Annotated in this window: 11 protein-coding genes; all 11 read left to right on the forward strand. The window is 68.0% G+C overall.

Going from position 1 to position 10,432, the window contains the following annotated elements; all coding sequences use genetic code 11:
• On the forward strand, nucleotides 1-831 hold an 831-nt coding region (pilM, locus tag VKH46_05900; protein HKB70358.1), incomplete at its 5' end, for a type IV pilus assembly protein PilM.
• A gap of 4 nt (nucleotides 832-835) precedes the next feature.
• Nucleotides 836-1,471, forward strand: a complete 636-nt coding sequence (locus VKH46_05905; GenBank protein ID HKB70359.1) for a PilN domain-containing protein — start codon at nucleotides 836-838, stop codon at nucleotides 1,469-1,471.
• Nucleotides 1,472-1,482: 11 nt separating this feature from the next.
• A complete protein-coding gene (pilO, locus tag VKH46_05910) occupies nucleotides 1,483-2,160 on the forward strand; it encodes a type 4a pilus biogenesis protein PilO (protein ID HKB70360.1) in 678 nt (225 codons plus the stop codon).
• A complete protein-coding gene (locus VKH46_05915) occupies nucleotides 2,157-2,672 on the forward strand; it encodes a hypothetical protein (protein HKB70361.1) in 516 nt (171 codons plus the stop codon). The genes pilO and VKH46_05915 overlap by 4 nt, the downstream gene beginning before the upstream one ends.
• A gap of 38 nt (nucleotides 2,673-2,710) precedes the next feature.
• Nucleotides 2,711-5,392 carry a type IV pilus secretin PilQ gene (gene pilQ / locus VKH46_05920; GenBank protein ID HKB70362.1) on the forward strand — a complete coding sequence of 894 codons (2,682 nt, stop codon included), beginning with the start codon at nucleotides 2,711-2,713 and terminating at the stop codon, nucleotides 5,390-5,392.
• A gap of 11 nt (nucleotides 5,393-5,403) precedes the next feature.
• A complete protein-coding gene (locus VKH46_05925) occupies nucleotides 5,404-5,973 on the forward strand; it encodes a hypothetical protein (protein HKB70363.1) in 570 nt (189 codons plus the stop codon).
• Nucleotides 5,974-5,983: 10 nt separating this feature from the next.
• Nucleotides 5,984-7,924 (forward strand): IPT/TIG domain-containing protein, encoded by a 1,941-nt coding sequence (locus VKH46_05930; GenBank protein HKB70364.1) that lies wholly within the window; start codon nucleotides 5,984-5,986, stop codon nucleotides 7,922-7,924.
• A 188-nt stretch (nucleotides 7,925-8,112) separates the two neighbouring features.
• Nucleotides 8,113-8,325 carry a type II toxin-antitoxin system HicB family antitoxin gene (locus VKH46_05935; GenBank protein ID HKB70365.1) on the forward strand — a complete coding sequence of 71 codons (213 nt, stop codon included), beginning with the start codon at nucleotides 8,113-8,115 and terminating at the stop codon, nucleotides 8,323-8,325.
• Nucleotides 8,326-8,496: 171 nt separating this feature from the next.
• The gene (locus tag VKH46_05940) at nucleotides 8,497-9,705 is read left to right on the forward strand and encodes a tetratricopeptide repeat protein (GenBank protein ID HKB70366.1); all 1,209 of its coding nucleotides are present in this window, start codon (nucleotides 8,497-8,499) and stop codon (nucleotides 9,703-9,705) included.
• Complete coding sequence (locus tag VKH46_05945; GenBank protein ID HKB70367.1) at nucleotides 9,702-10,067, forward strand: roadblock/LC7 domain-containing protein; 366 nt, start codon at nucleotides 9,702-9,704, stop codon at nucleotides 10,065-10,067. The genes VKH46_05940 and VKH46_05945 overlap by 4 nt, the downstream gene beginning before the upstream one ends.
• Nucleotides 10,067-10,432, forward strand: a 366-nt coding sequence (locus VKH46_05950; GenBank protein HKB70368.1) for an acetyl-CoA carboxylase biotin carboxyl carrier protein, incomplete at its 3' end; no start/stop codon positions are given. The genes VKH46_05945 and VKH46_05950, both read left to right, overlap by 1 nt.

Here is a 10,432-nt window from a genome sequence, read left to right on the forward strand (position 1 = left end):
AATTTCGGCACCTCCCTTTCCGGCCATTCCGTCATCATCAAGAAGATCAACCTCCCCCGGATGACCGAGTCCGAGCTCGCCGAGTCGATCCGGTGGGAAGCCGAGCAGTACGTCCCCTTCGACATCAACGACGTCAACCTCGACTACGTCGTCCTCGACACGGCGACCGCCGACGGGATGGACGTGCTTCTCGTCGCGGTCAAGAAGGACAAGATCGCCGAGTACACGGGTGTCATCTCCCAGGCGGGCAAGACTCCCGTTCTCGTGGACGTCGACGCCTTCGCGGTCCAGAACGCCTACGAGGTCAACTATCCGCTCACCCCGGGCCGGGTCGTCGCCCTCGTCAACATCGGGGCGTCGGTGACGAACGTCAACGTGCTGTCGGGGCTCAACTCGATCTTCTGGCGGGACATCTCCTTCGGGGGCAACCAGTACACCGACGCCCTCCAGAAGGAGTTCAACCTGAGCTTCGACCAGGCCGAGACCCTGAAGCGCGGCGGGAAGGTCGGGGAGCAGTCGCTGACGACCGCCCTCCCGATCCTGCAGGCCGTCTCTCAGGACATGGCGCAGGAGCTCCAGAAAACCTTCGACTTCTTCACCGCGACGACCGCGACCGAGCGGATCGACGAGATCGTGCTCTCCGGCGGCTCCGCGCGGGTCGTCAACCTCGATTCCCAGCTGAAGGAGCGGTTCGGGATCTCGGTCGAGATCATGAATCCGTTCCGCCAGATCCAGACCGCGGGAAGCGGCGTCTCGGAGGACTGGCTCTCCGAGCACGCCCCGATGCTCGCGATCGCCGTGGGGCTCGCGGTCCGGCAGGTCGGAGGGTGATCGCTTGATCAAGATCAATCTTCTCTCGGAAGGACGCACGGCGGCCCGGGCGGCGCAGCCCGCGGTCGCGACCGGGAAGGTCAACAACCTCGTCTTCATCGGCTGCCTCGCGCTGGCCGTCCTCTACTTCCTCGGCATGTGGTGGCACGTCGCGACCGTCAAGCGCGACTGGGACGAGAAGAACCGCCGGGCGCAGGCGGAGGTCGACCGGCTGAAGTCGATCATCGACGAGGTCAACGGCTACGAGAAGAAGAAGTCGAACCTCGAGGCGAAGATCAACCTGATCAACGACTTGAAGCGCAACCAGCACGGCCCGGTGCGGCTGATGGACGAGGTCTCCAAGGCGCTCCCCGATCTGGTCTGGCTGAACACCATGAACCTGATCGGGAACGCGATCCAGATCAACGGCAAGGCGATGACGCCCAACGCGGTCGCCAACTTCATCGAGAACCTGAAGAAGAGCCCTTACTTCGCCGAGCCCCGCTTCCAGTCGCTGAACCAGGAGGGGCCGATCTACAACTTCGGGCTCGCCGTGACGTTCACGTACGTGTCGCCGACGGAGCCGACGGCCGCTCCGGCCGGGGCGCCGGCGACGACGAGTCCTCCGGCCGCAGCGCCGCCGGCGAAGCCGGCCGCATGACGAGGAATTAGATGGCGCTCGACGATCTCTTCAAGTTCGAGGATAAGCCGATGTGGCAGTCGGCGGTCACGGGCCTCGTGATCGCGGGCATCCTCGTCGGCGTCGCCGAGTGGCAGTTCTTCGGGCCGCGCCGCCGCGACATCGACGCGGCGAAGGCGAAGTACGCGTCGCTGTCGGCCGAAATCGAGAAGGGGCGCGCCGCGGAGCGCAAGCTCGCGCAGTTCCGGGAAGAGGTCAAGAAGCTCGAGCTCGAGCTCCACAAGCTGCTCCAGGTGCTTCCGCCCGAGCGCGACACCGAGGACCTGATCAAGAAGGTCGAGGCGCTGATCCATCAGGGCGACTTCAGTCTCCTCGTCTTCCGCACCAACGAGCCGATCCCGAAAGATTTCTACAAGGAATACCCGTTCAACGTGGTGCTCAACGGGACGTACCACAACCTCGCGCTGTTCTTCTCCCGGATGGCGAATTTCTCGCGCATCATCAACGTCGAGGATCTCCGGATCAACGGGATCAACAACGTCGCGGGCAAGACGCTCAACGCGACCTTCGTCGCGAAGACGTTCATCTACACCGGCGACGAGAACGCGCCCGCGGCCGCGGCGCCGGGCAAGCCCGGGGCGCCGGCGAGGCCGGGGAACGTCTCGCGCGGCGCCGCGGCGATCAAGGGAAAGGACCTGCCACCCGAATGAGAACGATGCGCACCCTCGCCCCCGCGATGTTCCTGCTCGCCGCCGCGCTCGTCTCGGCGCAGGCGAAGAAGGAAAGCGCCCCCGCCGCCAGGCCCGCGGCCCCGGCCGCCGCCGCGAAGACCGGGGCGGCGGCTCCCGCGGCCCCTCCCGACGACACGACCATCGAGGGACGCCAGTACGTCTACGATCCCGCCGGCCGGCGGGACCCGTTCAAGTCGCTCCTGGTCCGCGAACGGTCGAGGGAATCGCGGCCTCCGGGGATCGCCGGCCTCTCGGTCGACGAGCTCGAGCTCCAGGGGATCTGGAAGACCCGTTCGGGCTGGCTCGCCCAGGTCCGCGGCTCGGACAACAAGAGCTATCTCCTCCGCAAGGGGGACGTCCTTTTCGACGGCGAGGTGCTCGACGTGGAGAACAACGAGCTCACTCTCCGGCAGAACGTCAACGATCCCCAGAGCGTCAAGCCTTTCCGGGACGTGGTCAAGCGTTTGAACGCGCCCGCGAGACCGGAATGACCGATCGGGGTAAGGGATTCGCGAGAACGGGAGGAATGATGCATCCACGAAGAACCTGGTACGCGGCGCTCGCCCTGGGGTGGCTCGCCGTCGCGTGTTCCTCGACCCATTCCGGAACCGCGGCCCGCGACACTTCCGCTCCCTCCCCGACGCCGGTGGCCGCCGCCGCCCCCGTCTCGCGACCGGCCGCGACGATCGACTCGGCCGCCTTCTCGCAGGACGCCGACGGCGCGCGCGTCGTCCTCACCGCGGATTCGCCGCTCCTCTACACGTCGTACGAGCCGCGCCCCGACACGCTCGTGATCGACCTCTCGGGCGCCCACCCGTCGGACGCGTTCGTCGCTCCTTCGGTGGAAGGCGCGCTCGTCACGGGACTCAAGGTCGAGCCGATCGAGGAGCTCGGCCATCGCCAGACCCGGATCACGATCCAGCACCGCGCCGGCGCGCATTTCGAGATCGCGTCGCAGGGCCGCTCTCTCGCCGTCGGTTTCGACGCGGAGAAGACGGCGGACGCGTCGGCGGCCGCCGGCGCTCAGGAAACTCCGGCCGCGCCCGCTCCGGAGAGCCCGGCGGCTCCGGCGATCGTGACTGCCGCGGACCTCCCGGCGGCGTCGCCCGTACCCGCCAACGTGCCCCGGGGCGAGGCGGCGCGCGCTCTCGAGCGCGTCGACGTGTCTTCCGTATCCGCCGCCTCGGCGATCGTCTCTCTCCTGGGCGACGGCGCCCTCTCGGTCCAGGATTTCGCGCTCGAGAATCCGCCGCGCATCGTCCTCGACGTCGCGGGCGTGCGGGCTCAGGTTCCGCGGCGGGTGATCCCCGGCGCCGGGCCGGTCCTCCGCGCGCGGATCTCGCAGTACCGCACGACGCCCGAGAGGATCGCCCGCGTCGTGATCGATCTCGACCGGACCCGGCCTTACCGGACCGAGCGGGACGGCGAGCGCCTCCTCGTGCGCCTGGGCGAGAGTGTCGCAACGGCGATCCCGGCTCCGCCGACCGCCCCGAAGGCCGAGCCCTCGCGCACGATGGTGGCCGGCGCGGCGCCGGTTCGCGCCGAAGCTCCCGCTCCCTCGGTGAAGGCGCCGTCCCCGGTGCCGCCGGCCGCGACCGTCGCGGAGGCGCCCGTCGAGCCGAAGCCCTCGATCGAGCTCCCCAAGCGGCCGGTCGAGAAGACCGCGCAGGCACGATCGGCCCGCGGCTCCGCCGAGCCGTCCACCGAGACGTCCGAGGGACACCTGGCGAGCCTCGCGACGGGGCCCGCCGTCGACTCCATTCCTCCGTCCCGGCGCGCCCACGGGGTCCTCGAGGCCAGGAAGATGCCGAAGCCGAGACCGGTCGAGACGCGAGCGGCCGCGGCCGAACCCGCCGCGAAGGCGCCCGCCGCGAAGTCGGAAGACCCGCTGTTCGAGTCGGCCGAAGTGATGTTGAACGACCAGGAAAAGCCGGTCGACAAGCAGGAGCTCGCCAATACCTACAAATCGCGGACCGTCGGCGGCGGCGAGACCCAGTACACGGGAGAGCCGATCTCGCTCGATCTCAAGGACGCCGACATCAAGGACGTCTTCCGCACGATCTCCGAGCTGACCGGCCTGAACATCGTCATCGACCCCGACGTGCGCGGGACCGTCACCGTTCGGCTCGAGAACGTTCCGTGGGACCAGGCCCTCGAGCTGATCCTGAAGCAGAACGGCCTGGGCTACATCATCGAGAACAACGTCATGCGGATCGCGACGACGGGCAAGCTCCAGAACGAGGAGACGCAGCGCGCCGCGCTCGATCTCGCCCGCCAGTCGTCCCTCCCGACGAAGACCGTCATCAAGCGGCTCTCCTACGCCAACGTCTCGCAGGCCGCCGCGACGCTCAAGCGCGTCATGTCTCCCCGCGGCGACGTGATCGTGGACGAGCGCACGAACACCCTCATCATCCGCGAGATCCAGGACTACATGCCGACCGTCCTCCAGCTCCTCGAGAACCTCGACCGGCCGACCGAGCAGGTGATCATCGAGTCGCGCATCGTCGAGACGACGAAGACCTTCGGCCATACGCTCGGCGTCAACTGGGGCTTCTCGGGCGTCGCCGACGCCGCCCACGGCAACACGACGAACCTCATCTTCCCGAACAACGGGAACCTGGCGGGCACGGTCTTCACGCGTCCGAACGGATCCGCCCAGCCGTCGACCACCGGTCTCGCCCTCCGGCTCGGCAACGTCCTCGACACCTTCAACCTCGACATCGCCTTGAACGCCGCGGAAAACCAGGGCCTCGTCAAGATCATCTCCTCGCCCCGCGTCGCCGCGATGACCAACGAGTCCGCCTCGATCCAGACGGGCCTCCAGATCCCGGTGCAGACGACGGTGAACAACACCACGTCGGTCCTGTACGTCGACGCGACGCTCCAGCTGCAGGTCACGCCCCAGATCACGGCCGAAGGGACGATCCTGATGCAGGTCAACATCCAGAAGCGCGAGCCCGCGCCGGGCGTTCAGATCCAGGGCGGAGGAAACGTGCCCCTGTCGATCCGCCAGGCGCGCACGAAGATCATCGTCAAGGACGGCGGAACGGCCGTGATCGGCGGCATCTTCCAGATGAACGACAACGACAGCTACAACTACGTGCCGGGTCTCGGGAAGATCCCGATCATCGGCAATCTCTTCCGAACGAAGCAGAAGCTCGAGAACCACGACGAGCTGCTGATCTTCATCACGCCGCGGATCATTCACTGAGGGAGCTCACGATGAAACGAACGATCACACGCGCCCTCCTTTTCGCCGCCGCCGTCCTTCCGTTCGCCGCGGGATGCACGAACAAGCAGGGAGAGACGGAGTCGCCGGTGTACATGACGACGAACCTCGTCACCGGTACACCGCAGTCGTTGACGTTCAACATCGCGACGGGCGCGCCGCTCCAGCTCTCGAGCATGGTCGTGACGAGCCATCCCAAGAACACATCCATCACCGACCCGAACGGCTTCCAGACCATCGAGCTCCAGACGTACGTCGTGCACTTCACCCGGCTCGACGGCGGCACGAAGGTCCCCCCGGACGAGACGTTCACGGTTGGCGGCACGATTCCGCTCGGCGGCTCGACGACCTTGAGCAACTACCCGGTGATCCAGCCGTCGGCCGTCCAGCAGGCCCCGTTCGACCAGCTGCTGCCGTTCAACGGCGGGATCGACCAGGAGACCGGACAACCGACGATCCACCTCGGAATCACGGTCACCTTCTACGGCGAGACGGTGGCCGGGACCCGCGTCAAGAGTGATCCGGCGACGCTAGACATCTTCGTGCTCTACAGCGCGGCGTAGAAGGATGCGAATGCGCAACGCGAACATCCCGACCACCAAGGAGGCCCCGATGCGCCTGACGTTGAACCGAATCGTGGCTCTGGCGGCGATCGCCGCGGCGGGGCTCATGGCCGGCTGCTCCGCCGACAGCCCGGGGCCGACGGGAGTCAAACCGGGCACCGGCTCGAACGGCCTCTCCGTGACTTTCGACACGATCCGATCCGTCAGCGCCGGCAACTGCACGCTGGTAACGGCGCGCGCCACTCAGAACGGAACGGTCGTGCCCAACGGCACGTCGATCCTTCTGTCGACGAACTTCGGGACCTTCGGCCAGAACGGCCTCCAGACGATCTCGCTCCTCTCCGAGGACGGCGCCGTGACGACGACGCTCTGCAGCAACTCGGTCGGGACCGCGACCGTCCACGGAACGGTGACCATCGGCACGCAGACGTCGCCACCCGCGAGCGCGTCCGCGGCCTTCACGACCAACGGCGGGGCGACGACGTTCATTTCGAGCTGCGCGAACCCGCACAGCGGGCCGGTCACGGGCGGAACCCAAATTCAGATCACGGGCGGGGGTTTCGGGGCCGACGGGGCCACGGTACCGGTTCTCTTCGTTTCCGGCGCCGTCGTGCATCAGGCGACCGGCACGGTCAGCGGCGGAGGCACCGTGATCACCGTGACGACACCCGCCTTCCCCGAGCTTGCCGCGCTGCCCGCGACGCCCGTGGAGCTGGACGTCGTCGTCAACGGGGTGGCGCTCAGGTCTCCCGACTGCTTTACGTTCACGAACCCCACGACGACGGCGCCGGTCGTTACCGCCATCCTTCCGTCTTCGGGCTCCAAGCTGGGAGGCACGCAGGTGACGATCCTGGGGAACAACTTCGGCACGCAGGTCCAGGTCTTCTTCGTCGTGGGCACCAACAGAATTCAGGCGCAGATCGTGTCGGCCGCTCCGTCGCAGATCATCGCGATCACACCGCCGGCGTCGGCGTTCGGCGGAAGCGTCCAGAGCTTCCCGGCGGATGCCCAGGTCGTCGTGAAGAACATCGACTGCGTGACCAGCGGCGGCGGAGCCTGCGAAAGCGACGGGACGCTTCACTACACCTACACGGTCGGGATCGTCATCTTCGGGTTCACACCGGATCACGGCGATGCGTCGACGACGGTTACGATCACCGGCCAGGGCTTCGTCGCGCCGCTCTTCGTGACGTTCGGCGGGAAACAGGGGACGGTCCTGTCGGTGACGGGCACGCAGATCCTGGCCAAGCCGCCGGCCGGCTGCCCGAGCAGTGGAGGGACGATCCAGGTGACGCTCCTCTCCGACGGCGAGACCGCGAGCTCGCCGGGGACGTTCACCGTGAACGTTCCGACGATCACGAGCGGCCCGACGCCGGCCTCCGGGCCGGGTGGTTCGGCGACCGCCGTCACCGTGATCGGCACGAATCTCTTCCCGTCGGGCTCTCCCGGCCAGCTGGCGATCGGCGCCTCGGGGGGAAGCGTGTCCGGCGTCAGCGCGACCGAGGTCAACGGCCAGCAGACGATCAGCTTCTCGGTGACGCCGGGCATCTGCTCGGCGACGGTCGCCTTGACCTTCGTCAACGGCGCGACGGGCTGCTCGACCGCGGCGACGTTCACCAACTCGACCTTCAACGACGCCGGACCCGCCGCGAACGCCGCGGCCGGAGCGGCTCCGACGTGCACGGGAAGCAATCACCAGTACACCGCGAGCTTCACGGCGGGGCTCTCGGCGACGGGAACCGGCAACATCACCTACAGCTGGACGTTCGCGAATTCCGACGGATCGGCGGCGAGCCCGCCGTCCGCGACGGGAGCCGGCAGCACGGGGTCCGTCACCTTCACCTGCCCCGACGCCAGTCCCTGCTCCGGCACGGCGACCCTGACGGTCACCGACGCCTGCGGCAGGACGGCGACCACGTCGCTCAGCGCGGACTCCCCCGGCTGTCCATAGTCGCCCGACCCGACGCAGCGCTCTTTTCGCCGCCCCCGGATCTCCGGGGGCGGCTTCGTTTCGGGGCCCCGATGACACAATACGGCCACATGGCCGACCCCCAGAGCGCGGCGCAGATCCGGGGCCTCGAGCAGCGGACCGCGATGCCGGGCTCGGATCTTCGCTCAATTCGAATATAGAAGCGGGCAATGAAGTTTCGGGTCATTGTCGATGCGGACGAAGCCGGCGTGTTCGTGGCCGAATGCCCGACATTGCCGGGTTGCATTTCGCAGGGGCGCACCCGAGAGGAAGCACTCAGCAATATTCGCGATGCGATCGAAGGCTATCTCGCGAGCCTCGCAAAGCATGGTGAGCCGGTACCTCTGCCAATCACCGAGGAAGTGATCGAAATCCCTGGATGACCGTTCCGAACCACAAAGAGTTGGCGAAGGGGACGCTCCGAGCCCTGATCCGAGAGGCTGGAATCACGATCGAGCAGTTCACCCAAAGCCCCTGACAGCCCGTTCACGGCCTTTGGGAGTATCCCGTCTAAAACGCCGCCGCGCGGCGTTTTGATGAGACAATACGGCCCCATGGCCGACCCCCAGAGCGCGGCGCGGATCCGGGACCTCGAGCAGCGGATGGCCGCGATGCCGGGCTCGCGGATCTTCGTGGGTCTGGCCGAAGAGTACCGGCGCGCCGGACGTTTCAGCGACGCCCTGGCGACGCTGCGGACGGGCCTCGAGGCGCATCCGAGCTACCTCTCGGCCCGGATCGCGGTCGCCCGGCTCTACCAGGAGATGGGGCGGGACGACGAGGCGATCGATGCTTTCGCGCGAGTCCTCGCTACCGACCGCGAGAACCTCGTCGCCGCCAAAGCGCTCGGCGATCTCTATGCGCGCCGGGGCAACGCGGTCGAGGCGGTCAAGAAATACAAGCTCTACCGCGCTCTGGCGGGCGACCGGGCGATCGACGCGAAGATCGCCGCTCTCGAGAGGGACGCGAAAACCGAGCCGGCGCCGCCGGGGCCGCCGCACCCGTCTCCTCCGCCGCCGACGGCTCCTCCGGCCGAGCCGAGGATGTTCGACCCGATCAACTTCTCCGATTCTTCGGCCGAATTCCGATTCGACCCGAACGCGACGCTCGCCCTTTCGACCCTCGAGTTCTCGCCGGCCCCGGAGGAGGGGTCGGGATCGCCGCCGGAGACGGAGCAGACGGCATCGGGAGCCAAGGACGGGCCTTCTCCCGCAGCGCCGGCGCCAGTCCGGGAGGAGCCGGCGATCCCGGCGGATCTGGCGGCTTCGCTTTCCGAGATCACCCTTCCGGACTTCGCCCTTCCCGGGGAGCAGAGCCCGGGGCCCGAGCCCCCGCCGATCTCGGGAGAAACCGCGGGGACCGAGCTTGCCCCTTCCGCGGCCGCCGTCGAGGAGCGAGAGCTGCCTCCCGCGGCGGAGGCCTTTTCCGAGCCGGAGCCGGAGACGGAGGCCGCGCCGCGTGAAACGGCGCCGGCGGAGGGGCCGGAGTCAGTCCTCTCGCCGCCGCCGGAGCTTCCGCCCTCCCGCACGCTCGCCGAGCTCTACGAGCGCCAGGGCTTCCGCGACGAGGCGAGCCGTATCTACGAACGTCTCGCCGCCGAGCACCCGGGCGACGAGAGCCTGACGCGGCGGATCGCGGCGCTTCATGAGGGACCGGCGGAGCCGCCGGCGTCTCCTCCCGAGGACGATCGAGAGCGCAAACACCGGACGCTCGAAGCCTGGCTCTCGCGGGTGAAGGCGAACGCGGCGGCCGGAGCGCGGTCGTGACCGACATCTTCCGGGAGACGCTCCTCTCCTTCGCGGAGCGGGTCGAGGGCATTCACGCGGTCTCTCTCGTCGGGCGCGACGGGATCGCGATCGATTCGGTCGTCCCGGCCGAGGACTCGGTCCTCGAGAGCGTCTCCGCCGAAATGACGGGGATCCTGAGCAACCTGAGCGCCGTCGATCTCGCCATCGAGCCCGGGATGGTGCGCCAGTTCACGGTCCAGTCGGAGAAGGCGACGGTGGTGCTCGCGGCGGTGACTTCCGAGTATTATCTGCTCATCCTGTTGTCGCCCGAAGGCAACTCGGGCCGTGCCCGATTCGAGGCCCGCAAGGCGGCGTCCGTCCTCGAGAAAGAGCTGGTGTGATGCTGTCGTTCAAGGAAATCAAGGAGCTGATCGGACTCGTCGCCGAGAAGGGCCTCTCGGGAATCGAGATCGAACGCTCGGGCTTTCGGATCCGCATCGAAGGGCAGCGCCCGGAGTCCAACGGCGGCGGGCCGGTGTACTACACGCCCCTCCCGGAGCCGGGCCGAGTCGCGGGAGGGCCCGCCGGCGCCATTGCCGCGCCAGCCGCCGAGCCGGGCGCGGCGGAAGGAGGGGCCGCGGCAGCCGAGGACACGCTCCATTACATCGTGTCGCCGATCGTCGGAACGTTCTACCGGGCGGCCTCGCCCGAGTCCGATCCGTTCGTGTCGCCGGGCGACCGCGTCGAGAAGAACAAGATCCTTTGC

The organism is Thermoanaerobaculia bacterium (assembly GCA_035260525.1).
Lineage (GTDB): Bacteria > Acidobacteriota > Thermoanaerobaculia > UBA5066 > DATFVB01 > DATFVB01.